Here is a 1,251-nt window from a genome sequence, read left to right as displayed (position 1 = left end):
TAAAAGAAACAATATTTTTAAAAAACTCAGTAATCGCCTACAAAAACCCCTTGATATTTTTATTCATTATTATTTTTCTTTCGATATTTTTTATAATTTAAATTTATTTATCATAATAATTAGCATCTGTCAAAACTTTAACAATTAAACTCATACGCAAATTTAAAGCACTGTTTGTTGATAAAAAAGCTATTTTTTCCCAATCGGCATTCATAAATATTTTTTTTATTTCATGATGTTTTTTTAAAATTTTAATACCATAACCTCTTTTGTTTGGTAATTCTAAAAAAGATTGATATATTTTCATTCCTTTAAAACAAGTACTAGGTAAATACAAGTCACATTTATCTAACATTTTTTTATTTCGTGTGCTTCCTGGTGTTCCACCACCAGATAAAGAATAAATTTTAATGAAATTATTAGCAGTTTTGATTTTTGTTTTAACTATTAAATGAGTGTTTATTTTAGTCCAAATTTGAAAACAAGTAGATACTTTAACTTTTTTACCATTAGGATATTCAAAAGAATTTAACGGTAAATTTTGTGAATAAGCTAATTTATACCCTTTTACTCTTGAATTAGGATTTCCTTTTCCATCAGAATTAAAGCAAGGAGGTAAAATAAAAGCTACCACATCAGCAAAATTATAAGAATGATTAATAAATCTTAATGCTAAATTACCTCTTAAACCGAAAGGAGGATTTCCAAAAACTATATTTTTTGTTTTGTTTTTTGGTTCAAAATCTAAATAATCAGAAATAAAATAATCTTTATTAAGTTTTGGATTAATTTCAACTCCCATTCTGTTATTTGGAGGCATTTTACGATAAAAATTTCCTGTTCCAGCAGACGGTTCAATAAAAAAATATTCATTAAAATCAATATCTAATTTTTGTAATTCTTTTTTTAGTGTTTCTAAACACCAATCGACTGTTTTTTCAGTTGTATAAAATTCATCAAATTTTCTTTTTTGTAATGGATTATTAAAAATATCTATTTGCGTTTTAGATTGTTCAATATTTAAACAATCATTTATTTTTTGTAAATAAAAATTATATTGAAAAGGGATTTGTTTTTTTTCAATCCAACGTTTAATCGTTCCTGAATGAACATTTAATTTATTAATTAAAAAATCAATTCCATATTTGTTTTTTAATATTTTAAAATTTTCAAAACAAAAATGTTCTTTTATTATTTGATTCATTTGTTTCCAACTTTTTTTTTTTTTCAAAATTTAAAATAATTATAAAT

The 1,251-nt window shown here is 22.1% G+C and carries 1 protein-coding gene; it reads right to left on the bottom strand.

Annotation, left to right across the window (positions count from 1 at the left end; genetic code table 11):
• Positions 1-103: 103 nt before the first annotated feature.
• A complete protein-coding gene (locus OL66_RS02335) occupies positions 104-1,204 on the bottom strand; it encodes an SAM-dependent methyltransferase (RefSeq protein ID WP_034172301.1) in 1,101 nt (366 codons plus the stop codon).
• Between the last annotated feature and the right edge of the window lie 47 nt (positions 1,205-1,251).

Origin of the sequence: Chrysanthemum yellows phytoplasma, from assembly GCF_000803325.1 — a bacterium.
Classification (GTDB): Bacteria; Bacillota_I; Bacilli_A; order Acholeplasmatales; family Acholeplasmataceae; genus Phytoplasma; species Phytoplasma asteris.
The sequence above is the reverse complement of the archived record's forward strand: the minus strand, read 5'-3'. Positions and strand labels throughout refer to the sequence as shown.